The sequence below is a fragment of the uncultured Bacteroides sp. genome, assembly GCF_910578895.1.
In the GTDB taxonomy this organism is placed as follows: Bacteria; Bacteroidota; Bacteroidia; order Bacteroidales; family Bacteroidaceae; genus Bacteroides.
In genome coordinates this window covers 41101-62393 of sequence record NZ_CAJTSC010000017.1, presented here as the reverse complement: position 1 = coordinate 62393, position 21293 = coordinate 41101, and the positions used below count along the sequence as shown (strand labels likewise).

Sequence of the window (21293 nt, the reverse complement as noted above, 5' to 3'; positions counted from 1 at the left end):
GCAGAAGAAAGCTTCTACATTGGTGCAGACCAATTGGATGCTCTCGTTGCAATCAAGAGTAAGAATGAAGTTATCGCTGATATCGTTGCCTTGCTGCAATCACCGGCGAAGAATGTTATTTCTGCTCTGCAATCAGGTGGTAACACTATTCACGGAGTTCTCAAGACTCTCGGTGAACGTCCCGAAGCGTAACTTCGGAAACAAAAAAACATCAATTTATTTTAGTAATTAAACAATTAAAATCATACAAAAAATGGCAGATTTGAAAGCTTTTGCAGAACAATTAGTTAACTTGACAGTAAAAGAAGTTAATGAACTTGCAACTATCCTGAAAGAAGAATACGGTATTGAACCTGCTGCTGCAGCTGTTGCTGTTGCTGCTGGTCCTGCAGCTGGTGGTGCTGCTGCCGCTGAAGAAAAAACTTCTTTCGACGTAGTATTGAAGAGCGCTGGCTCAGCTAAACTTCAAGTAGTTAAAGCCGTTAAGGAAGCTTGCGGTCTTGGTTTGAAGGAAGCTAAAGACATGGTAGACGGTGCTCCTAGCGTAGTAAAAGAAGGTTTGGCTAAAGACGAAGCAGAATCATTGAAGAAAACATTGGAAGAAGCTGGAGCTGAAGTTGAACTTAAATAACATTAGCCTGTAAATCAGGTAAGTCGGTAAGGAACCCTTCGTGAAAAGGGTTCTTTACCTTTTTGTGTATATATTTAAAATTAAGTTCTACAAATCCATTAACAGATGTCTTCAAATACTGTAAATCAAAGAGTTAATTTTGCTTCGACTAAGAATCCGCTGGAATATCCGGATTTCCTGGAAGTACAATTGAAGTCATTCAAAGACTTTTTACAACTGGATACCCCACCCGAGAAGCGTAAGAACGAGGGACTGTATAAAGTATTTGCTGAAAACTTCCCCATTGCCGATACAAGAAATAATTTTGTTCTTGAGTTTTTGGACTACTATATTGATCCGCCGCGTTATACTATAGACGAATGTATAGAGCGAGGGCTTACTTATAGTGTACCCTTAAAGGCAAAGTTGAAATTATATTGTACAGACCCCGATCACGAAGATTTTGATACGGTTATTCAGGATGTGTTCCTGGGACCTATTCCTTACATGACGGATAAGGCTACATTCGTTATCAACGGTGCGGAACGTGTTGTTGTATCACAGCTTCACCGTTCGCCGGGTGTGTTCTTCGGTCAAAGTGTGCATGCCAATGGTACTAAATTGTACTCGGCCCGTATCATTCCTTTCAAGGGGTCTTGGATTGAGTTTGCTACCGACATCAACAATGTCATGTATGCTTATATCGACCGTAAGAAGAAGTTGCCGGTAACCACATTGCTGAGAGCTATCGGTTTCGAGAATGATAAGGATATTCTTGAAATCTTCAACTTGGCGGAAGACGTGAAGGTGAACAAGACGAGCCTCAAGAAAATTGTAGGTCGTAAGTTGGCGGCACGTGTATTGAAAACATGGATTGAGGATTTTGTAGACGAAGATACCGGTGAAGTTGTTTCTATCGAGCGTAACGAAGTTGTTATCGACCGTGAAACCGTTATCGAACCGGAACATGTTGACATTATATTAGAGTCGGGCGTTCAGAACATCCTCGTACACAAGGAAGAGCCGAACCAGTCTGACTACTCCATTATATATAACACGCTGCAGAAGGACCCGAGTAACTCGGAAAAGGAAGCTGTGCTCTACATCTACCGCCAGTTGCGTAATGCAGATCCTGCCGATGATGCAAGTGCACGCGAAGTTATCAATAACCTGTTCTTCTCGGAAAAGAGATACGACTTGGGCGATGTAGGCCGTTACCGCATCAACAGAAAGTTGAACCTGACGACCGACATGGATGTTCGCGTACTTACCAAGGAAGATATCATCGAGATTATCAAGTATCTGATTGAGTTGATTAACTCAAAGGCGGATGTGGATGATATCGACCACTTGAGCAACCGTCGCGTACGTACGGTAGGCGAGCAGTTGTCCAACCAGTTTGCTATCGGTTTGGCACGTATGTCACGTACCATCCGTGAGCGTATGAATGTCCGCGACAATGAAGTCTTTACTCCGATTGATTTGATTAATGCCAAGACCATTTCTTCCGTTATCAACTCATTCTTCGGAACGAATGCCTTGTCGCAGTTCATGGACCAGACCAATCCGCTTGCCGAAATTACTCACAAGCGCCGTATGTCTGCCTTGGGTCCCGGTGGTTTGTCACGTGAGCGTGCCGGTTTCGAGGTGCGTGACGTACACTATACTCACTACGGACGTCTGTGCCCCATTGAAACGCCTGAAGGTCCGAACATCGGTTTGATTTCTTCACTCTGTGTGTTTGCCAAGATTAACGAGCTTGGCTTCATCGAGACTCCATACCGTAAGGTAGCCGGTGGCAAGGTAGACCTGTCAGACGAAGGTCTGGTTTATCTCACGGCCGAAGAGGAAGAAGAGAAGATTATCGCTCAGGGTAATGCTCCGTTGAACGATGACGGAACATTTGTCCGCGACAAAGTAAAATCCCGTCAGGATGCCGACTATCCGGTAGTAGCTCCCGATGAAGTGGAATTGATGGACGTCTCTCCCCAGCAGATTGCTTCTATTGCGGCATCTTTGATTCCGTTCTTGGAACATGACGATGCCAACCGTGCATTGATGGGTTCGAACATGATGCGCCAGGCAGTTCCTTTGCTGAAGAGCGAAGCTCCGATTGTAGGTACAGGTATCGAACGCCAGCTTGCACGCGACTCCCGTACGCAGATTACTGCCGAAGGTGATGGTGTGGTTGATTTCGTAGATGCTACGACTATCCGTATCCTGTACGACCGTACGGAAGACGAAGAGTTCGTAAGCTTCGAGTCTGCACTGAAAGAATATACTATTCCCAAATGGCGTCGTACCAACCAGAATATGACAATCGACCTTCGTCCTATCTGTGAGAAAGGCCAGCGCGTGACGAAAGGTCAAATCCTTACCGAAGGTTATTCTACCGAAAAAGGCGAACTTGCTTTGGGTAAGAACTTGTTGGTTGCCTATATGCCGTGGAAGGGATATAACTATGAGGATGCCATTGTATTGAACGAACGCGTGGTTCGCGAAGACCTTTTGACTTCCGTACACGTAGAAGAATACTCTTTGGAAGTTCGTGAGACGAAGCGTGGTATGGAAGAGTTGACTTCCGATATCCCCAACGTCAGCGAGGAAGCAACGAAAGACCTTGACGAGAACGGTATTGTCCGCGTGGGTGCCCGCATTGAACCGGGTGACATCCTGATTGGTAAGATTACGCCGAAGGGCGAGTCCGACCCGTCGCCGGAAGAGAAATTGCTCCGTGCCATCTTCGGTGATAAGGCAGGTGATGTGAAAGATGCTTCTCTGAAAGCATCTCCTTCATTGAAGGGTGTTATTATCGGCAAGCGCTTGTTCTCCCGCGTCATCAAGACCCGTAGCTCCAAACTGGCAGACAAGGCATTGCTGCCGAAGATTGACGATGAATTCGATGGCAAGGTAGCTGCTTTGAAGAAAGTCTTGGTGAACAAACTCTTGAAACTCACCGAAAACTATACGTCCGAAGGCGTGAAAGACTACATGGGAGCCGAAGTTATCAGCAAGGGCGCCAAGTTCTATGCTTCCGATTTCAGCGACATGGACTTCACTGCTATCCAGTTGAGCAATTGGACCAAGGATGAGCATACTAACGGACTGATTCGTGCATTGGTAACCAATTTCATCAAGAAATATAAAGAACTCGATGCGGAACTGAAGCGTAAGAAATTTGCTATCACTATCGGTGACGAGTTGCCCGCAGGTATCATTCAGATGGCTAAGGTATACATTGCCAAGAAACGTAAAATCGGTGTTGGTGATAAGATGGCAGGTCGTCACGGTAATAAGGGTATCGTTTCGCGTGTGGTACGTCAGGAAGATATGCCGTTCCTTGCCGATGGTACTCCGGTAGATATCGTATTGAATCCGTTGGGTGTGCCTTCCCGTATGAACATCGGTCAGATATTCGAGGCTGTTTTGGGCCGTGCCGGAAAGAATTTGGGTGTTAAGTTTGCTACTCCTATCTTCGACGGTGCCACATTGGATGATTTGAACGAATGGACTGACAAAGCCGGTCTGCCCCGTTATGGAAAGACCACTTTGTATGACGGTGGCACGGGCGAAGCGTTTGAGCAACAGGCTACGGTAGGTGTGACATACATGTTGAAACTCGGTCACATGGTTGAAGACAAGATGCATGCACGTTCTATCGGTCCGTACTCGCTTATTACACAACAGCCGTTGGGTGGTAAGGCACAGTTCGGTGGTCAGCGTTTCGGAGAAATGGAGGTTTGGGCACTTGAAGCATTTGGTGCCGCACATATCCTGCAAGAGATCCTGACCATCAAGTCCGATGATGTTGTCGGACGCTCCAAAGCTTACGAAGCAATTGTCAAAGGTGAACCGATGCCTGCTCCGGGCATTCCCGAATCACTGAACGTATTGCTGCACGAGTTGAGAGGTTTGGGCTTGAGTATCAACTTAGAATAAATTGAAATTTGAGAATTGAGAATTGAGGGGCAATAACCCTCGGTTCTCAGTTCCTGATTTATCGACATTTATTTTTCAATTTTTAATTCTCAATTATCAATTATATATAAAAGTATGGCTTTTAGAAAAGATAACAAGATAAAGAGTAATTTCTCGAAAATCTCTATCGGTTTGGCTTCTCCCGAAGAAATCCTTGAGAATTCGAGTGGTGAAGTTTTAAAGCCTGAAACCATCAACTATCGTACGTATAAGCCCGAACGTGACGGTTTGTTCTGCGAGCGCATCTTCGGTCCTATTAAAGACTATGAGTGCCATTGCGGTAAATACAAACGTATCCGTTACAAAGGCATTGTCTGCGACCGTTGTGGCGTGGAAGTGACAGAAAAGAAGGTGCGTCGTGAACGTATGGGACACATTCAGTTGGTTGTGCCGGTAGCTCACATCTGGTATTTCCGTTCGCTTCCTAATAAAATCGGTTACTTGTTGGGGTTGCCTACCAAGAAACTTGACGCTATTATTTATTACGAGCGCTATGTCGTTATCCAACCGGGTGTGTTGGAAGGCGAGGTGGCACAATTCGATTTGCTCGAAGAAGGAGAATATCTGGACTTGTTGGAAAAGTTGCCAAGCGACAACCAGTACCTTGAAGATTCAGACCCCAATAAATTTGTGGCTAAGATGGGTGCGGAAGCCATTTATGACTTGCTGTCACGCATCGACCTCGATTCATTGTCTTACGAACTGCGTAACCGTGCAGGAAGTGATGCTTCACAACAGCGCAAGAGCGAAGCTTTGAAGCGTCTGCAGGTTGTTGAGTCTTTCCGTGCATCGCGCGGACGCAACAAGCCTGAATGGATGATTGTACGTATCGTGCCGGTTATCCCGCCCGAACTTCGTCCGTTGGTTCCGTTGGACGGTGGTCGTTTCGCCACTTCCGACCTGAACGATCTTTACCGTCGCGTTATCATCCGCAACAATCGTCTGAAGCGTTTGATTGAAATCAAGGCTCCCGAAGTGATTTTGCGTAATGAGAAACGTATGTTGCAGGAAGCAGTCGATTCATTGTTCGATAACTCCCGCAAATCAAGCGCGGTGAAAACCGATGCTAACCGTCCTTTGAAATCACTTTCCGACAGTTTGAAAGGTAAGCAGGGACGTTTCCGTCAGAACTTGCTGGGTAAGCGTGTCGACTACTCTGCACGTTCCGTAATTGTTGTAGGTCCGGAATTGAAAATGGGTGAGTGCGGTATTCCTAAACTCATGGCGGCGGAACTCTATAAACCGTTTATCATCCGTAAGCTCATCGAGCGTGGTATCGTGAAGACGGTGAAGAGTGCCAAGAAAATTGTAGACCGTAAGGAATCCGTAATTTGGGATATTTTGGAACACGTGATGAAAGGACATCCGGTATTGCTGAACCGTGCTCCGACACTTCACCGTCTGGGTATCCAGGCATTCCAACCTAAGATGATTGAAGGTAAGGCAATCCAGCTCCATCCGTTGGCATGTACGGCGTTCAACGCCGACTTCGACGGTGACCAGATGGCAGTTCACTTGCCTTTGAGCAACGAGGCTATTCTGGAAGCGCAAATGTTGATGCTCCAGTCGCATAACATCTTGAATCCTGCCAACGGTGCGCCTATCACAGTGCCTGCGCAGGATATGGTGCTTGGTTTGTACTACATTACCAAGTTGCGTAAAGGCGCCAAGGGCGAAGGTCTTACTTTCTACGGTCCTGAAGAAGCGCTTATTGCCTACAACGAAGGCAAGTGTGACATTCATGCACCTATCAGTGTCATCGTCAAGGATGTTGACGAGAATGGCAACGTGATAGAGAAGATGATGCACGATACTTCGGTGGGCCGTGTTATTGTAAACGAAATTGTACCTGCCAAAGCGGGTTATATCAATACGATTATCTCTAAAAAGTCACTTCGCGATATCATCAGCCATGTAATCAAGGTTTGTGGTGTGGCAGAAGCGGCAGACTTCCTCGACGGTATCAAGAACCTCGGTTATCAGATGGCGTTCAAGGGCGGTCTTTCGTTCAACTTGGGTGATATCATTATCCCCGAAGAGAAAGAAGCACTGGTTCAGAAAGGCTACGAAGAGGTAGAGCAGGTAATCAACAACTACAATATGGGTTTCATCACCAATAACGAGCGTTACAACCAGGTAATCGATATTTGGACACACGTAAACTCCGAGTTGTCAAATATCCTGATGAAGACCATTTCGAGCGATGACCAAGGGTTCAACTCCGTATATATGATGTTGGATTCCGGTGCCCGTGGTTCTAAGGAACAGATCCGTCAGCTTTCCGGTATGCGTGGTTTGATGGCAAAACCTCAGAAGGCAGGTGCTGAAGGCGGTCAGATTATCGAAAACCCGATTCTTTCTAACTTTAAGGAAGGTCTTTCGGTGTTGGAGTACTTTATCTCTACCCACGGTGCCCGTAAGGGTCTTGCCGATACCGCTTTGAAGACGGCCGATGCAGGATATCTGACTCGTCGTCTGGTTGACGTATCCCATGATGTGATTATTAATGAAGAAGACTGCGGTACGCTCCGCGGATTGGTTTGTACGGCTTTGAAGAACAACGATGAAACAATCGCTACGCTGTACGAACGTATCTTGGGTCGTGTGTCTGTACATGATATCGTTCACCCTACAACCGGCGAATTGCTCGTTGCAGGCGGAGAAGAAATCACCGAAGCCATTGCGCAGAAGATTGAAGATTCTCCGATTGAGAGCGTTGAAATCCGTTCCGTATTGACTTGTGAGTCCAAGAAAGGTGTCTGTGCCAAGTGTTATGGACGTAACTTGGCCACCAGCCGCATGGTTCAGAAAGGCGAGGCTGTCGGCGTAATCGCTGCACAGTCTATCGGTGAGCCGGGTACACAGTTGACGTTGCGTACGTTCCACGCCGGTGGTACGGCAGCTAATATTGCAGCTAACGCAAGTATCGTTGCGAAGAACCCCTCACGTCTGGAATTCGAGGAACTCCGTACAGTAGATATCATCGACGAAGCAGGCGAACCGGCGAAAGTCGTTGTAGGTCGTTTGGCGGAAGTGCGTTTCGTAGATGTCAATACCGGCATTGTGCTTTCCACACATAACGTTCCTTACGGCTCTACGCTTTACGCTGCCGATGGTGAGGTGGTAGAGAAAGGCAAACTCATTGCCCGTTGGGATCCGTTTAATGCGGTTATCATTACCGAAGCTACCGGTAAGATAGAGTTTGAAGGTGTTATTGAGAACGTTACATATAAGGTAGAATCCGATGAATCTACCGGTTTGCGCGAAATCATTATCATCGAGTCCAAGGACAAGACAAAAGTTCCTACCGCCCACATCATGACTGAGGATGGCGAACTTATCCGTACGTATAACCTTCCTGTAGGAGGCCATGTGGTAGTAGAGGACGGACAGAAGGTAAAAGCCGGTGAGGTAATCGTGAAGATACCGCGTGCCGTTGGTAAGGCGGGCGATATCACGGGTGGTCTTCCTCGTGTCACTGAGTTGTTCGAGGCACGTAACCCGTCTAATCCTGCTGTGGTTTCTGAAATCGACGGTGAGGTTACAATGGGTAAGGTGAAGCGCGGCAACCGCGAAATCATCGTTACTTCCAAGACCGGCGAGGTTAAGAAGTATCTTGTTCCGTTGTCCAAGCAGATCCTGGTACAGGAGAACGACTACGTCCGTGCCGGTACTCCATTGTCCGACGGTGCTATCACGCCTGCCGATATTCTTGCCATTAAAGGTCCTACGGCTGTACAAGAATATATTGTGAACGAAGTACAGGACGTTTACCGTCTGCAGGGTGTGAAGATTAACGATAAGCACTTTGAAATCATCGTTCGCCAAATGATGCGCAAGGTAGAGATTGACGAACCGGGCGATACCCGTTTCTTGGAACAGCAGGTTGTAGATAAACTTGAGTTCATGGAAGAAAACGACCGTATCTGGGGCAAGAAGGTGGTAGTAGACGCCGGTGACTCTCAGAACCTGCAACCGGGACAGATTGTTACTGCCCGTAAGTTGCGCGACGAGAACTCCATGTTGAAACGTCGTGACTTGAAACCGGTTGCAGTACGCGATGCCGTGCCCGCTACTTCTACACAGATTCTTCAGGGTATTACCCGTGCCGCTTTGCAGACTTCAAGCTTCATGTCTGCCGCTTCCTTCCAGGAAACGACGAAGGTGCTCAACGAGGCTGCCATCAACGGTAAGGTAGATCGTTTGGAAGGTATGAAGGAGAACGTGATTTGCGGTCATTTGATTCCTGCCGGTACTGGTCAGCGTGAGTTTGACAAGATTATTGTCGGCTCAAAAGAAGAGTACGACCGTATGCTTGCCAACAAGAAAACGGTACTTGACTATGCTGTTGACAATAAAGTAGAAGAATAATTGCTACGTTAATACAATCAGTGATTTTTATAATGAAAGAAGGGAACCTCTCGGGGTTCTCTTCTTTCTTTTTTCAGAGCCTGTTTGAATTTTGTTCAACATTATTTTGAGCGTTCTTTTCGAGGATGTTTTTCTATTTTTATGAGGAGCATAGCGGGCTATGTGACGAATAAAAATAGAAAAACAGACCGGAAAGAGGCTCAAAAAGGAACTGAAGAAAAACTTTTTGAAGAAAAATTTAAGCAGACTCTTATTATTGCTGTCCGGTAAAATTTCTTCCTTTGTCGGCCGGGCATGCGTGCCTTCACCCAATACCCGTTTCCATAGCGCGTATGTACCCGTCGTTCCAATTGTGCCAGTATATGGCTGAATGCGGTGCACGAGCATTCTCGCAGTGCGGCGGCGTTCTTCTTTTTTAGTGTGGCATAGATGTCGGCGGCAGACATCGGGTGGACCAGGTCGCCATTCTGTTTGTTATCAGCGATTTTTATCTTCGGTGAAAGCTTGAAGGCGGAAACCGCTTATCCCGATGTTTAGCACAACTTTTTCATTTAAGGAGTTGGAGAAGTATCACTTCGTATCGTTTCGTCAGGAGTTAAAGAAGTTAAAACCGATACTTTTGTGGGTGATGTTGTTGTAGAAGTATCGGCTTCGACTCCTAAATCGGCTTGCCGGCCGATAACTCCTTTTGACTCCTCTAACTCCTGTAAATGAAAGTTTAGGCAAATTCGAAACCTGTGCTGTAAAATATTGAAGAGAAAGACGTATATTTGCCTTTCGATTATACTAATAACTTCCCGGCTCCACAGCGGGTAATAAATATGGAAAATATGGAAAACCAAGAAAACAACACCGGGCAATTGCAGATAGAACTGAAAGAAGAAGTGGCACAGGGTACGTATGCCAACCTCGCCGTCATCACCCATTCCAGCTCGGAGTTCGTCATGGACTTCATACGGGCGATGCCGGGGATGCCCAAAGCCGGCGTGCAGTCGCGTATCATCCTGGCGCCCGAACATGCCAAACGCCTGTTGCGTGCGCTCGAAGACAACATCGGCAAATACGAACGCACCTTTGGCGCTATCCGCATGCCGGACGAGCAGCCTTTCGGGCCGTTGCCCAACATGAAGGGGGAAGCGTAAAGGGAGACGATAAGTGGGGAGGGTAGGACCTGCCGAATTTCCTAAACTCCATAAAATCAAAAAAAAACTTGTAGTGCATTGATTATTCAAAACTTATTAGTATCTTTGCAGCCCAAAAGTGTATAGTTTTGAATTAATATAAACAATAATATATAACTAAAAACAATTAAAATGCCTACAATTCAGCAATTAGTAAGAAAAGGACGCGAGGTTTTGGTAGAGAAAAGTAAGTCTCCCGCCTTGGATTCTTGTCCTCAAAGACGTGGCGTTTGCGTGAGAGTGTACACTACCACTCCGAAAAAACCGAATTCAGCTATGCGTAAGGTAGCTCGTGTGCGTTTGACTAACGGTAAAGAGGTGAACTCTTACATTCCGGGAGAAGGACACAACTTGCAGGAGCACTCAATCGTGTTGGTGCGCGGTGGTCGTGTGAAAGACCTTCCGGGTGTGCGTTATCACATCGTTCGTGGTACTTTGGATACCGCAGGTGTTGCCAACCGTACTCAAAGACGTTCCAAATACGGTGCTAAGCGTCCGAAGCCGGGACAGGCTGCTCCCGCTAAGAAGAAATAATCAAGCGGCCGAAACTGATAAACAGTAAAATTAAAAGTAATAACTTACGTTTTAGTTTGTTGGAAATGCTAAAGGTTGAGTAAACACTCCGGTGGGAGAGTTGAAGAAGACAGAAGTAAACAACCAAGAACGAAAAACATTATTCTTTCAGACAAATGAGAAAAGCAAAACCTAAAAAACGTATCATCCTTCCGGATCCCGTTTTTAATGATGTGAAAGTTTCCAAGTTCGTTAATCACTTGATGTATGACGGAAAGAAGAATACCTCTTACGAAATCTTCTACGCCGCTTTGGAAACAGTGAAGAATAAAATGCAGAATGAAGAGAAATCTGCTCTTGAAATCTGGAAAAAAGCTTTGGACAACGTAACTCCGCAGGTGGAAGTGAAGTCTCGCCGTGTAGGTGGTGCCACTTTCCAGGTTCCTACTGAAATCCGTCCCGACCGTAAGGAGTCAATCTCCATGAAAAATCTGATTATCTTTGCTCGTAAGCGCGGTGGTAAATCAATGGCCGATAAGTTGGCTGCTGAAATCATGGATGCTTTCAACGAACAAGGCGGTGCTTACAAACGTAAAGAAGATATGCACAGAATGGCTGAAGCTAACCGTGCGTTCGCTCATTTCAGATTCTGATACTGTAAGAAATAACTGATTGATGTTTAAAAACTTAAAGTAAAGAATAAGGAAATGGCAAAGCAAGATTTACATTTGACACGCAATATCGGTATCATGGCTCACATCGATGCCGGAAAAACAACAACTTCAGAACGTATTTTGTTCTATACGGGTCTGACTCACAAGATTGGTGAGACTCATGACGGTACGGCTACAATGGACTGGATGGCACAGGAGCAGGAACGTGGTATTACGATTACCTCGGCTGCTACTACGACTTTCTGGAACTATGCCGGTAACAAATATAAGATTAACTTGATTGACACTCCGGGACACGTGGACTTTACCGTGGAGGTAGAACGTTCTTTGCGCGTGTTGGACGGTGCTGTGGCTACTTACTGTGCGGTAGGTGGTGTTGAACCCCAGTCTGAAACCGTATGGCGTCAAGCTGACAAATATAACGTTCCCCGTATCGGTTATGTAAACAAAATGGACCGTTCGGGTGCCGACTTCTATGAAGTGGTTCGCCAGATGAAAGAGGTATTGGGTGCTAATCCCTGTCCGATTGTCATCCCTATCGGTGCGGAAGAGAGTTTCAAGGGCGTTGTAGACCTGGTTAAGATGAAGGCTATCTTGTGGCACGATGAGACTATGGGTGCTGACTATGACGTAGAGGAAATCCCCGCGAATCTTCTTGCTGAAGCGGAAGAGTGGAGAGGTAACATGCTGGAAAAGGTAGCTGAATATGATGACGCCTTGATGGAGAAATTCTTTGACGATCCCTCTTTGATTACTGAAGAGGAAATCATGCGTGCATTGCGTGCGGCTACGTTGAAGATGGATATCGTTCCGATGTTGTGCGGTTCTTCATTCAAGAACAAGGGCGTTCAGACTTTGCTGGACTACGCTTGTGCGTTCCTGCCTTCTCCGCTGGATACTCCGAATATCGTGGGTACAAATCCGAATACGGATGCCGAAGAAGAACGTCGTCCGGACGAAGATGACAAGACTGCCGCTTTGGCGTTCAAGATTGCTACCGACCCGTATGTAGGTCGTCTGACTTTCTTCCGTGTGTATTCCGGTAAGATTGAAGCAGGTTCGTACATCTACAATACTCGTTCCGGTAAGAAAGAGCGTGTGTCACGTCTGTTCCAGATGCACTCTAACAAGCAGAATCCGGTAGAAATCATTAGCGCCGGTGATATCGGTGCGGGTGTCGGTTTCAAGGATATCCGTACGGGTGATACGCTCTGCGATGAGACAGCTCCGATTGTGCTCGAGTCTATGGACTTCCCCGAACCGGTAATCGGTATCGCCGTTGAGCCGAAGACTCAAAAGGATATGGACAAACTGGCTAACGGTTTGGCTAAGTTGGCTGAAGAAGACCCGACATTTACAGTGAAGACCGACGAACAGAGCGGACAGACTGTAATCTCAGGTATGGGTGAACTTCACTTGGATATCATCATCGACCGTCTGAAACGTGAGTTCAAAGTTGAATGTAACCAAGGTAAACCTCAGGTTAACTACAAAGAGGCTATCACGAAGACTGTCAATCTGCGTGAGGTTTACAAGAAGCAGTCCGGTGGTCGCGGTAAGTTTGCCGATATTATCGTTAACATCGGTCCGGTTGATGAAGACTTCAAAGAAGGCGGTCTGCAATTCGTAGACGAAGTGAAGGGTGGTAACATTCCTAAGGAATTTATTCCCTCTGTACAGAAGGGCTTCACTACGGCAATGAAGAATGGTGTGTTGGCGGGTTATCCGTTGGACTCACTGAAAGTAACTTTGGTCGACGGTTCTTTCCACCCGGTAGACTCTGACCAGTTGTCTTTCGAAATCTGTGCCATTCAGGCATACAAGAATGCTTGTGCCAAGGCAGGTCCGGTATTGATGGAGCCGCTGATGAAGTTGGAAGTCGTTACTCCGGAAGAGAATATGGGTGACGTTATCGGTGACTTGAACAAGCGTCGTGGTCAGGTAGAAGGTATGGAGTCAAGCCGTTCGGGTGCCCGCATCGTGAAGGCAATGGTTCCGCTGGCGGAAATGTTCGGTTACGTAACTGCGTTGCGTACTATCACTTCCGGTCGTGCCACCTCTTCAATGACTTACTCTCACCATGCACAGGTTTCCAACTCTATTGCCAAAGCCGTGCTGGAAGAAGTAAAAGGCCGTGCCGATTTGCTCTAAAAAAATAACTGAAGTCCGTAGGTTAGCGAATGACTCTTAACCTACGGAACTTTATCTTATATAACAACACTATTAACAATTAAGACAGTAATGAGTCAAAAAATTAGAATCAAACTGAAATCTTACGACCACAACTTGGTTGACAAGTCAGCTGAGAAGATTGTAAGAACGGTGAAGGCTACGGGCGCTATCGTTAGCGGTCCGATTCCTCTCCCTACGCACAAGCGTATCTTTACCGTGAACCGTTCGACTTTCGTTAACAAGAAGTCGCGTGAACAATTCGAACTCTCTTCTTACAAGAGATTGATTGACATCTATAGCTCAACAGCTAAGACAGTAGATGCTCTGATGAAGTTGGAGTTGCCGAGTGGTGTGGAAGTAGAAATCAAAGTGTAAGTATTAAAAATTAAGTGAAATGCCAGGATTATTAGGAAAAAAAATCGGAATGACATCCGTTTTCAGTGCCGAGGGTAAGAATGTACCATGCACTGTTATCGAAGCAGGTCCTTGTGTTGTTACTCAAGTGAAGACTGTAGAAAAGGACGGCTATCAGGCTGTTCAGTTGGGTTTCCAGGACAAAAAGGAAAAGCACACTACAAAACCCCTTATGGGTCACTTCAAGAAAGCCGGAGTAACTCCCAAGAAACACTTGGCTGAGTTCAAAGAATTTGAGACAGAATTGAATCTGGGTGATACTGTTACCGTAGAATTGTTCGAAGGCGCCGACTTTGTTGACGTTGTAGGTACTTCTAAGGGTAAAGGTTTCCAGGGTGTTGTGAAACGTCATGGTTTCGGCGGTGTGGGTCAGACTACTCACGGTCAGCACAATCGTGCTCGCAAGCCGGGTTCTATCGGTGCTTGTTCTTACCCTGCAAAAGTATTCAAGGGAATGCGTATGGGCGGACAGCTTGGTGGAGAAAGAGTAACTGTTCAAAATCTGCAAGTATTAAAAGTAATCGCGGAACACAATCTTCTTTTGATTAAGGGTTCTGTTCCTGGTTGCAAAGGTTCAATCGTAATAATTGAGAAATAATGGAAGTTAACGTATATAACATTAAAGGTGAAGACACTGGGAGAAAGATTACGTTAAACGAGTCTATCTTCGGAATTGAGCCCAACGACCACGCTATCTACTTGGACGTTAAACAGTTTATGGCTAACCAGCGTCAGGGAACACACAAGTCAAAGGAAAGAAGCGAAGTCAGTGGTTCTACTCGTAAAATCGGTCGCCAGAAAGGCGGCGGTGGTGCACGTCGTGGTGACATGAACTCACCGGTACTCGTTGGAGGTGGACGTGTATTTGGTCCGAAACCGAGAGATTACTACTTCAAACTGAACAAGAAAGTAAAAGCTTTGGCACGTAAGTCGGCTTTGTCATATAAGGCTCAGAACAATGCTGTTGTTGTAGTGGAAGACTTCAATTTCGAAGCTCCTAAGACAAAAGATTTTGTTGCTATGACAAAAAAACTTAAAGTTTCTGATAAAAAGCTGCTTATCGTTTTACCGGAAGCAAATAAAAACGTATATTTGTCGGCTCGTAATGTGAAGGGCGCCAATGTGCAGACTATCTCAGGGTTAAATACTTACAGAGTATTGGACGCTGGTGTTGTTGTGTTTGCCGAAAGCGCACTTTCTGCTATCGACAATATCTTAATGTAAAAAGGAGGCTTAAATAATGGGAATTATTATTAAACCGTTAGTGACAGAGAAGATGACTGCAATTACTGATAAGGCGAACAATCGTTTCGGCTTTATCGTGCGTCCTGAAGCTAATAAACTGGAAATTAAGAGCGAAGTTGAAGCCCTTTACAACGTTACCGTGGTTGATGTGAATACAATCCGCTATGCCGGCAAGAATAAAAGCCGTTACACACGCGCAGGTATCATCAACGGACGTACAAATGCTTGCAAGAAAGCTATTGTTACGTTGAAGGAAGGAGATACTATTGATTTTTATAGCAATATTTAATAGAAATGGCAGTACGTAAATTTAAGCCCACAACACCGGGGCAAAGACATAAAATTATTGGTACTTTCGAAGAAATTACTGCACGGGTACCAGAAAAGTCTCTTGTATTTGGTAAGAAATCTTCCGGCGGTCGTAACAATACCGGTAAGATGACTATGCGCTACATTGGTGGCGGTAGCAAGAAGATTATCCGTATCGTAGACTTCAAGAGAAATAAAGACGGTGTACCTGCAGTGGTTAAAACAATTGAATACGATCCGAATCGTTCGGCTCGTATCGCTTTGTTGTTTTATGCAGACGGTGAAAAAAGATATATTATTGCTCCCAATGGATTGCAAGTTGGTGCGACTTTGATGTCAGGTGAAACTGCTGCTCCGGAAATCGGTAATGCGCTTCCGCTTCAGAATATTCCGGTGGGTACTGTAATCCACAACATCGAATTACGTCCGGGTCAGGGCGCCGCTTTGGTTCGCTCGGCTGGTAACTTCGCTCAGTTGACTTCAAGAGAAGGTAAATACTGCGTTATCAAGTTGCCTTCAGGCGAGGTTCGTCAGATCCTCAGCACATGTAAGGCTACTATCGGTAGCGTTGGTAACTCAGATCATGGATTGGAAAGTTCAGGTAAGGCTGGACGTTCTCGTTGGTTAGGACGTCGTCCGCGCAACCGTGGTGTTGTTATGAACCCGGTTGATCACCCGATGGGTGGTGGTGAAGGACGTGCTTCAGGAGGACACCCGAGATCTCGCAAGGGATTGTATGCTAAGGGTCTTAAGACAAGAGCTCCGAAGAAACAATCGTCTAAGTATATTATTGAGAGAAGAAAGAAGTAATCTGATTAATTGAGTAAATTATGAGTCGTTCATTAAAAAAAGGTCCGTATATTAACGTTAAGCTTGAGAAAAAAGTGCTTGCCATGAATGAATCAGGCAAGAAAGTGGTAGTTAAGACTTGGGCCAGAGCTTCAATGATTTCGCCTGATTTCGTAGGCCATACTGTTGCAGTTCACAATGGAAATAAATTTATTCCTGTTTATGTTACCGAAAACATGGTAGGACACAAGTTGGGTGAATTTGCCCCAACTCGTACATTCAGAGGACACGCTGGTAACAAGAAAAAATAAAAACAGGATTTATCTGAAATAATAAAGTAATATATAATGGGAGCAAGAAAAAAAATATCGGCTGAAAAAAGAAAAGAAGCCCTTAAGACCATGTATTTTGCGAAATTGCAAAATGTTCCTACTTCCCCCCGTAAAATGCGTCTCGTGGCTGACATGATTCGCGGGATGGAGGTGAACAGAGCACTCGGCGTTCTGAAGTTCTCTTCTAAAGAGGCTGCAGCCAGAGTGGAGAAACTGCTGCGCTCTGCGATTGCTAACTGGGAGCAGAAAAACGAACGTAAAGCTGAAAGTGGCGAGTTGTTCGTAACCAAGATTTTTGTTGACGGTGGTGCCACGCTCAAAAGAATGAGACCGGCTCCGCAGGGTAGAGGTTACAGAATACGCAAACGTTCAAACCACGTAACGCTGTTCGTTGGTTCTAAAAGTAATAACGAAGATCAAAATTAAGGTAAATGGGACAAAAAGTTAATCCAATAAGCAACCGTTTAGGAATTATCAGAGGATGGGATTCCAATTGGTATGGTGGAAAGAATTACGGCGACTCTTTGCTGGAAGATAGCAAAATTCGTAAATATCTGAACGCTCGTCTGGCTAAGGCAAGCGTTTCAAGAATTGTAATCGAACGTACACTGAAACTCGTGACTATTACCGTTTGTACTGCACGTCCGGGTATTATTATCGGTAAAGGTGGCCAAGAAGTTGACAAGCTGAAAGAAGAGTTGAAGAAGGTCACTGATAAAGATATCCAGATTAATATCTTCGAAGTGAAAAGACCTGAGTTGGATGCTGTTATCGTGGCTAATAACATCGCTCGTCAGGTAGAAGGTAAAATTGCCTATCGCCGCGCTATCAAGATGGCTATCGCCAATACGATGCGTATGGGTGCGGAAGGTATCAAAATTCAGATTTCAGGACGTCTGAACGGTGCTGAAATGGCGCGTTCTGAAATGTATAAGGAAGGAAGAACTCCGTTGCACACTTTCAGAGCAGACATCGACTATTGTCATGCGGAAGCATTGACGAAGGTAGGTCTTCTCGGTATTAAAGTTTGGATTTGTAGAGGTGAAGTTTATGGTAAGAAGGAGTTGGCTCCGAACTTTACGCAAAGCAAGGAAAGTGGTCGTGGAAGCAATAGCGGAAACAATGGCGGAAAGAACTTCAAAAGAAAGAAAAATAATCGCTAACGAATTTGATTTTTAGGAATTATGTTACAACCGAAAAAGACAAAATTCAGAAGACAACAAAAAGGCCGTCAAAAAGGTAATGCCCAAAGAGGAAACCAGTTGGCTTTCGGTTCTTTTGGTATTAAGGCGCTGGAGACGAAGTGGATTACAGGCCGTCAGATTGAAGCTGCGCGTATTGCAGTGACAAGATATATGCAACGTCAAGGACAGATTTGGATTCGTATTTTCCCGGACAAACCTATTACAAGAAAGCCTGCTGATGTACGTATGGGTAAAGGTAAAGGTAGCCCCGAGGGATTCGTTGCTCCTGTTACACCGGGTAGAATTATTATCGAAGCTGAAGGAGTATCTTATGAAATCGCAAAAGAAGCTTTGCGCTTAGCTGCACAGAAGCTTCCTATCACAACCAAGTTTGTGGTTAGACGTGATTATGATATCCAAAATCAAAATGCGTAAGAAGTATGAAAATTGCAGAAATTAAAGAAATGACTACCAACGACTTGGTAGAAAGAGTAGAAGCAGAAATGGCTAACTACAGCCAAATGGTTTTAAATCATTCTATTTCTCCTTTGGATAATCCTGCTCAAATCAAACAATTACGCAGGACTATTGCGCGTATGAAAACTGAATTACGCCAGAGAGAACTTAACAATAAATGATGAGCTTGATGGAAGCAAGAAATTTAAGAAAAGAAAGAACAGGGGTTGTGTTGAGCGATAAGATGGACAAGACTATCACCGTTGCAGCTAAGTTTAAGGAAAAACACCCCATATATGGTAAGTTCGTTAGCAAGACGAAAAAGTACCATGCTCATGATGAAAAGAATGAGTGCAATATCGGCGATACTGTACGCATCATGGAAACTCGTCCTTTGAGCAAGACTAAGAGATGGAGATTGGTTGAAATAATTGAAAGAGCTAAGTAATTATGATACAAGTAGAATCCAGACTTACAGTATGTGATAACAGCGGAGCAAAAGAGGCTCTCTGTATCCGCGTTTTAGGCGGTACAGGTCGTCGCTATGCTTCAGTAGGGGACGTGATTGTTGTTTCTGTAAAGAGCGTTATCCCTTCAAGTGATATTAAAAAAGGTGCAGTGTCTAAAGCTTTGATCGTACGTACTAAGAAAGAAATCCGTCGTGCTGATGGTTCTTATATACGTTTTGATGATAATGCTTGCGTGTTGTTGAACAATGCTGGTGAAATTAGAGGTAGTCGTATTTTCGGTCCGGTAGCTCGTGAACTTCGTGCTACTAACATGAAAGTGGTGTCACTCGCTCCTGAAGTACTTTAATTTTGTAAAAGATTTAAGTAATGAGTAAATTACATATTAAAAAAGGCGATACAGTTTACGTAAATTCCGGTGAAGACAAAGGTAAGACTGGTCGTGTATTGAAGGTTCTTGTTGATAAAAAACGTGCAATCGTTGAGGGTATCAACATGGTGTCTAAGAGCACAAAACCGAATGCAAAGAACCCGCAAGGTGGTATTGTGAAGCAAGAAGCTTCTATCCACATTTCAAACTTGAACCCGGTTGATCCAAAAACTGGTAAAGCAACGCGTGTTGGTAGAAAAGTAAGTGCTGACGGCACTTTAGTGCGTTATTCTAAAAAATCAGGAGAGGAGATTAAGTAATGAGTAATACTGCTAGCCTTAAGAAAGAATATGCAGAGCGTATCGCGCCTGCATTGAAATCACAGTTCCAGTATTCTTCTTCAATGCAGGTGCCCGTACTTAAGAAGATTGTTATCAATCAGGGTTTAGGTATGGCGGTTGCCGACAAGAAGATTATCGAAGTGGCAATTAATGAAATGACTGCTATCACTGGTCAGAAAGCCGTAGCAACCATTTCTCGTAAAGATATCGCTAACTTTAAGTTGCGTAAGAAAATGCCGATTGGCGTTATGGTAACTTTGCGTCGCGAGAGAATGTACGAATTCCTTGAAAAATTGGTTCGTGTGGCTCTGCCGCGTATCCGTGACTTCAAAGGTATTGAAAGTAAGTTCGATGGAAGGGGTAATTATACCCTTGGTATTCAGGAACAAATCATTTTCCCTGAAATTAATATCGATAGCATTACCAGAATTCTCGGAATGAATATTACCTTTGTAACCTCTGCGCAAACAGATGAAGAAGGTTATGCCTTGTTGAAAGAATTCGGTTTACCGTTTAAGAACGCTAAAAAAGATTGATAATATGGCAAAGGAATCAATGAAAGCACGTGAAGTAAAACGTGCCAAATTAGTAGCCAAATATGCCGAGAAAAGAGCTGCATTGAAGCAAATCGTTAGAACCGGTGATCCTGTTGAAGCTTTTGAAGCTGCACAGAAATTGCAGGATCTTCCTAAGAACTCTAACCCGATTCGTATGCACAACCGTTGTAAATTGACTGGTCGTCCTAAAGGATATATCCGTCAATTCGGTATCTCCAGAATCCAGTTCCGTGAGATGGCATCCAACGGTCTTATTCCAGGTGTAAAGAAAGCAAGCTGGTAATTTTTGTTTTTTAAATATTGTCAGGGTAGTCCTGATTAATTTAATTTATTTTTATATGACTGATCCAATAGCAGATTATTTGACGAGGTTGCGGAACGCTATTCAAGCAAAGCACAGAGTTGTTGAAGTTCCCGCTTCAAATTTGAAAAAAGAAATCACTAAGATTCTTTTTGAGAAAGGCTACATTCTTAATTACAAGTTTGTAGAAGATGGTCCTCAAGGCACTATTAAGGTTGCCTTGAAGTATGATCCGGTTAACAAGGTTAACGCTATCAAGAAACTGGAAAGAATCTCTTCTCCGGGTTTGCGTCAATATACCGGTTACAAAGATATGCCGCGAGTTATTAATGGTTTGGGTATTGCTATAATATCTACTTCCAAAGGTGTAATGACCAACAAAGAAGCCGCTGAACTGAAGATTGGTGGTGAAGTTTTGTGTTATGTATATTAATAGTAGGAGGAATTAGCAATGTCAAGAATAGGAAAATTACCCATTAGTATTCCCGCTGGAGTAACAATTACTCTGAAGGATGATGTGGTTACCGTAAAGGGACCCAAAGGCGAAATGAGCCAATATGTAAATCCTGCTATCAATGTTGCCATCGAAGAAGGTCATGTCGTTTTGACAGAGAATGAAAATGCGATGTTGGATAATCCGAAGCAGAAGCATGCATTCCACGGCCTGTACCGTTCATTGGTTCACAACATGGTTGTTGGTGTATCTGAAGGATATAAGAAAGAGTTGGAACTTGTAGGTGTAGGTTACCGTGCTTCTAACCAAGGCAATATTATTGAATTGAACTTAGGTTATACACACAGCATCTTTATTCAGTTGCCTGCTGAGATCAAAGTGGAAACAAAGTCTGAAAGAAATAAGAATCCTCTTATCCTTTTGGAATCTTGCGATAAGCAATTGCTTGGTCAAGTTTGCTCTAAAATACGTTCTTTCCGTAAGCCTGAACCGTATAAAGGTAAAGGTATTAAGTTTGTTGGCGAAGAAATTCGTAGAAAGTCTGGTAAATCAGCCGGTGCTAAATAATCATTTAA

General features: G+C 44.6%; 25 protein-coding genes and 1 pseudogene. 25 read left to right on the top strand and 1 reads right to left on the bottom strand.

What is annotated here, in order from left to right; all coding sequences use genetic code 11:
* The 4 genes and pseudogenes from QZ327_RS06435 to rpoC form a co-directional block, all read left to right on the top strand.
* Positions 1-192, top strand: a pseudogene (locus QZ327_RS06435) (50S ribosomal protein L10); the annotation flags it as partial.
* A 61-nt stretch (positions 193-253) separates the two neighbouring features.
* On the top strand, positions 254-631 hold the full coding sequence (gene rplL / locus QZ327_RS06430; RefSeq protein ID WP_004291279.1) for a 50S ribosomal protein L7/L12: 378 nt from the start codon (positions 254-256) through the stop codon (positions 629-631).
* Between the two features lie 105 nt (positions 632-736).
* Entirely contained in the window at positions 737-4549 is a 3813-nt protein-coding gene (rpoB, locus tag QZ327_RS06425) for a DNA-directed RNA polymerase subunit beta (protein WP_294618085.1), read from the top strand.
* Between the two features lie 114 nt (positions 4550-4663).
* Complete coding sequence (rpoC, locus tag QZ327_RS06420; RefSeq protein ID WP_294618083.1) at positions 4664-8959, top strand: DNA-directed RNA polymerase subunit beta'; 4296 nt, start codon at positions 4664-4666, stop codon at positions 8957-8959.
* Between the two features lie 200 nt (positions 8960-9159).
* On the opposite strand, the gene QZ327_RS14405 is transcribed toward rpoC, so the two are convergent.
* Complete coding sequence (locus QZ327_RS14405; protein WP_367114530.1) at positions 9160-9417, bottom strand: DUF3874 domain-containing protein; 258 nt, start codon at positions 9415-9417, stop codon at positions 9160-9162.
* Positions 9418-9789: 372 nt separating this feature from the next.
* Here QZ327_RS14405 and QZ327_RS06415 point away from each other — a divergent pair, with 372 nt between their 5' ends.
* The 21 genes from QZ327_RS06415 to rplF all read left to right on the top strand — a co-directional run bounded on the left by QZ327_RS06415 (position 9790) and on the right by rplF (position 21285).
* Positions 9790-10101 (top strand): DUF3467 domain-containing protein, encoded by a 312-nt coding sequence (locus QZ327_RS06415; RefSeq protein ID WP_294618082.1) that lies wholly within the window; start codon positions 9790-9792, stop codon positions 10099-10101.
* Positions 10102-10272: 171 nt separating this feature from the next.
* Positions 10273-10674, top strand: a complete 402-nt coding sequence (gene rpsL, locus QZ327_RS06410) for a 30S ribosomal protein S12 (protein WP_004291249.1) — start codon at positions 10273-10275, stop codon at positions 10672-10674.
* 155 nt (positions 10675-10829) lie between these two features.
* A complete protein-coding gene (gene rpsG, locus QZ327_RS06405; RefSeq protein WP_294618080.1) occupies positions 10830-11306 on the top strand; it encodes a 30S ribosomal protein S7 in 477 nt (158 codons plus the stop codon).
* Positions 11307-11360: 54 nt separating this feature from the next.
* On the top strand, positions 11361-13478 hold the full coding sequence (fusA, locus tag QZ327_RS06400; protein WP_294618079.1) for an elongation factor G: 2118 nt from the start codon (positions 11361-11363) through the stop codon (positions 13476-13478).
* A 90-nt stretch (positions 13479-13568) separates the two neighbouring features.
* Positions 13569-13874: a 30S ribosomal protein S10 gene (rpsJ, locus tag QZ327_RS06395; RefSeq protein ID WP_002558075.1), complete on the top strand. Its 306-nt coding sequence runs from the start codon at positions 13569-13571 to the stop codon at positions 13872-13874.
* A 19-nt stretch (positions 13875-13893) separates the two neighbouring features.
* The gene (gene rplC, locus QZ327_RS06390) at positions 13894-14511 is read left to right on the top strand and encodes a 50S ribosomal protein L3 (protein WP_294618077.1); all 618 of its coding nucleotides are present in this window, start codon (positions 13894-13896) and stop codon (positions 14509-14511) included.
* Positions 14511-15137, top strand: a complete 627-nt coding sequence (rplD, locus tag QZ327_RS06385; protein WP_294618076.1) for a 50S ribosomal protein L4 — start codon at positions 14511-14513, stop codon at positions 15135-15137. The genes rplC and rplD overlap by 1 nt, the downstream gene beginning before the upstream one ends.
* A 16-nt stretch (positions 15138-15153) precedes the next feature.
* The gene (gene rplW / locus QZ327_RS06380; protein ID WP_294618075.1) at positions 15154-15447 is read left to right on the top strand and encodes a 50S ribosomal protein L23; all 294 of its coding nucleotides are present in this window, start codon (positions 15154-15156) and stop codon (positions 15445-15447) included.
* A 5-nt stretch (positions 15448-15452) separates the two neighbouring features.
* Positions 15453-16277: a 50S ribosomal protein L2 gene (gene rplB, locus QZ327_RS06375; RefSeq protein ID WP_060385716.1), complete on the top strand. Its 825-nt coding sequence runs from the start codon at positions 15453-15455 to the stop codon at positions 16275-16277.
* Between the two features lie 20 nt (positions 16278-16297).
* Positions 16298-16567 carry a 30S ribosomal protein S19 gene (gene rpsS, locus QZ327_RS06370; RefSeq protein WP_002558070.1) on the top strand — a complete coding sequence of 90 codons (270 nt, stop codon included), beginning with the start codon at positions 16298-16300 and terminating at the stop codon, positions 16565-16567.
* 36 nt (positions 16568-16603) lie between these two features.
* Positions 16604-17014: a 50S ribosomal protein L22 gene (rplV, locus tag QZ327_RS06365; RefSeq protein WP_004291236.1), complete on the top strand. Its 411-nt coding sequence runs from the start codon at positions 16604-16606 to the stop codon at positions 17012-17014.
* Positions 17015-17019: 5 nt separating this feature from the next.
* Complete coding sequence (gene rpsC / locus QZ327_RS06360; protein ID WP_004291235.1) at positions 17020-17751, top strand: 30S ribosomal protein S3; 732 nt, start codon at positions 17020-17022, stop codon at positions 17749-17751.
* Positions 17752-17772: 21 nt separating this feature from the next.
* A complete protein-coding gene (gene rplP / locus QZ327_RS06355; RefSeq protein WP_005656538.1) occupies positions 17773-18207 on the top strand; it encodes a 50S ribosomal protein L16 in 435 nt (144 codons plus the stop codon).
* A 5-nt stretch (positions 18208-18212) separates the two neighbouring features.
* A complete protein-coding gene (gene rpmC / locus QZ327_RS06350; RefSeq protein ID WP_018667886.1) occupies positions 18213-18410 on the top strand; it encodes a 50S ribosomal protein L29 in 198 nt (65 codons plus the stop codon).
* The gene (gene rpsQ / locus QZ327_RS06345; RefSeq protein WP_005656533.1) at positions 18407-18676 is read left to right on the top strand and encodes a 30S ribosomal protein S17; all 270 of its coding nucleotides are present in this window, start codon (positions 18407-18409) and stop codon (positions 18674-18676) included. The genes rpmC and rpsQ overlap by 4 nt, the downstream gene beginning before the upstream one ends.
* A 2-nt stretch (positions 18677-18678) precedes the next feature.
* Entirely contained in the window at positions 18679-19044 is a 366-nt protein-coding gene (gene rplN, locus QZ327_RS06340; RefSeq protein ID WP_005825700.1) for a 50S ribosomal protein L14, read from the top strand.
* A gap of 20 nt (positions 19045-19064) precedes the next feature.
* Positions 19065-19385: a 50S ribosomal protein L24 gene (gene rplX, locus QZ327_RS06335; RefSeq protein WP_117710309.1), complete on the top strand. Its 321-nt coding sequence runs from the start codon at positions 19065-19067 to the stop codon at positions 19383-19385.
* Positions 19385-19942, top strand: coding sequence for a 50S ribosomal protein L5 (gene rplE, locus QZ327_RS06330; protein WP_294618066.1), 558 nt, complete (start codon positions 19385-19387; stop codon positions 19940-19942). Before rplX ends, rplE begins: the two co-directional genes overlap by 1 nt.
* Before the next feature lie 4 nt (positions 19943-19946).
* Positions 19947-20246, top strand: coding sequence for a 30S ribosomal protein S14 (gene rpsN, locus QZ327_RS06325; protein ID WP_294618064.1), 300 nt, complete (start codon positions 19947-19949; stop codon positions 20244-20246).
* A gap of 55 nt (positions 20247-20301) precedes the next feature.
* Positions 20302-20697 (top strand): 30S ribosomal protein S8, encoded by a 396-nt coding sequence (gene rpsH, locus QZ327_RS06320; protein ID WP_004291226.1) that lies wholly within the window; start codon positions 20302-20304, stop codon positions 20695-20697.
* An 18-nt stretch (positions 20698-20715) separates the two neighbouring features.
* Complete coding sequence (gene rplF, locus QZ327_RS06315; RefSeq protein WP_294618062.1) at positions 20716-21285, top strand: 50S ribosomal protein L6; 570 nt, start codon at positions 20716-20718, stop codon at positions 21283-21285.
* Positions 21286-21293 lie beyond the last annotated feature (8 nt).

What these genes read in the sequence shown, in the direction of transcription:
- rplL (WP_004291279.1), top strand. Translation starts at nt 254, where the DNA reads ATGGCAGATTTGAAAGCTTTTGCAGAACAATTAGTTAACTTGACAGTA.
- rpoB (WP_294618085.1), top strand. Translation starts at nt 737, where the DNA reads ATGTCTTCAAATACTGTAAATCAAAGAGTTAATTTTGCTTCGACTAAG.
- rpoC (WP_294618083.1), top strand. Translation starts at nt 4,664, where the DNA reads ATGGCTTTTAGAAAAGATAACAAGATAAAGAGTAATTTCTCGAAAATC.
- QZ327_RS06415 (WP_294618082.1), top strand. Translation starts at nt 9,790, where the DNA reads ATGGAAAACCAAGAAAACAACACCGGGCAATTGCAGATAGAACTGAAA.
- rpsL (WP_004291249.1), top strand. Translation starts at nt 10,273, where the DNA reads ATGCCTACAATTCAGCAATTAGTAAGAAAAGGACGCGAGGTTTTGGTA.
- rpsG (WP_294618080.1), top strand. Translation starts at nt 10,830, where the DNA reads ATGAGAAAAGCAAAACCTAAAAAACGTATCATCCTTCCGGATCCCGTT.
- fusA (WP_294618079.1), top strand. Translation starts at nt 11,361, where the DNA reads ATGGCAAAGCAAGATTTACATTTGACACGCAATATCGGTATCATGGCT.
- rpsJ (WP_002558075.1), top strand. Translation starts at nt 13,569, where the DNA reads ATGAGTCAAAAAATTAGAATCAAACTGAAATCTTACGACCACAACTTG.
- rplC (WP_294618077.1), top strand. Translation starts at nt 13,894, where the DNA reads ATGCCAGGATTATTAGGAAAAAAAATCGGAATGACATCCGTTTTCAGT.
- rplD (WP_294618076.1), top strand. Translation starts at nt 14,511, where the DNA reads ATGGAAGTTAACGTATATAACATTAAAGGTGAAGACACTGGGAGAAAG.
- rplW (WP_294618075.1), top strand. Translation starts at nt 15,154, where the DNA reads ATGGGAATTATTATTAAACCGTTAGTGACAGAGAAGATGACTGCAATT.
- rplB (WP_060385716.1), top strand. Translation starts at nt 15,453, where the DNA reads ATGGCAGTACGTAAATTTAAGCCCACAACACCGGGGCAAAGACATAAA.
- rpsS (WP_002558070.1), top strand. Translation starts at nt 16,298, where the DNA reads ATGAGTCGTTCATTAAAAAAAGGTCCGTATATTAACGTTAAGCTTGAG.
- rplV (WP_004291236.1), top strand. Translation starts at nt 16,604, where the DNA reads ATGGGAGCAAGAAAAAAAATATCGGCTGAAAAAAGAAAAGAAGCCCTT.
- rpsC (WP_004291235.1), top strand. Translation starts at nt 17,020, where the DNA reads ATGGGACAAAAAGTTAATCCAATAAGCAACCGTTTAGGAATTATCAGA.
- rplP (WP_005656538.1), top strand. Translation starts at nt 17,773, where the DNA reads ATGTTACAACCGAAAAAGACAAAATTCAGAAGACAACAAAAAGGCCGT.
- rpmC (WP_018667886.1), top strand. Translation starts at nt 18,213, where the DNA reads ATGAAAATTGCAGAAATTAAAGAAATGACTACCAACGACTTGGTAGAA.
- rpsQ (WP_005656533.1), top strand. Translation starts at nt 18,407, where the DNA reads ATGATGAGCTTGATGGAAGCAAGAAATTTAAGAAAAGAAAGAACAGGG.
- rplN (WP_005825700.1), top strand. Translation starts at nt 18,679, where the DNA reads ATGATACAAGTAGAATCCAGACTTACAGTATGTGATAACAGCGGAGCA.
- rplX (WP_117710309.1), top strand. Translation starts at nt 19,065, where the DNA reads ATGAGTAAATTACATATTAAAAAAGGCGATACAGTTTACGTAAATTCC.
- rplE (WP_294618066.1), top strand. Translation starts at nt 19,385, where the DNA reads ATGAGTAATACTGCTAGCCTTAAGAAAGAATATGCAGAGCGTATCGCG.
- rpsN (WP_294618064.1), top strand. Translation starts at nt 19,947, where the DNA reads ATGGCAAAGGAATCAATGAAAGCACGTGAAGTAAAACGTGCCAAATTA.
- rpsH (WP_004291226.1), top strand. Translation starts at nt 20,302, where the DNA reads ATGACTGATCCAATAGCAGATTATTTGACGAGGTTGCGGAACGCTATT.
- rplF (WP_294618062.1), top strand. Translation starts at nt 20,716, where the DNA reads ATGTCAAGAATAGGAAAATTACCCATTAGTATTCCCGCTGGAGTAACA.